Below are 268 nucleotides of genomic sequence, written 5' to 3'. Positions count from 1 at the left end.
AATCCGGTGGCGGGTCTACGGTTAAATCGATGCGCTTTTTTCCCCGCACTGCTGCTTCGTTTTCGATATAAAAACAGCTATCCGCTTCTAAACCTTGTTGCATCGTTTCGCTTTTAAAGGTGGTAGAAGCCAGATTCCTGAACTCGATATCGAGTTCTTCTAGTAAGACTTCCACAAAGTTGCTAATAATCACTTTATCATCTTCATGTTCGGGTAAAGGTACCATGATTTCTAGGACTCCCTGGCTGTAATTAATCCGCGCACCTCG

At 44.0% G+C, this 268-nt stretch carries 1 pseudogene; it reads right to left on the bottom strand.

The window, feature by feature from the left end:
* Positions 1-268: pseudogene (locus LKK83_RS00695) on the bottom strand (Uma2 family endonuclease); the annotation flags it as partial.

The sequence above is a fragment of the Phormidium sp. CCY1219 genome, from assembly GCF_035615515.1.
Lineage (GTDB): Bacteria > Cyanobacteriota > Cyanobacteriia > Cyanobacteriales > Laspinemataceae > CCY1219.
The sequence above is the reverse complement of the archived record's forward strand: the minus strand, read 5'-3'. Positions and strand labels throughout refer to the sequence as shown.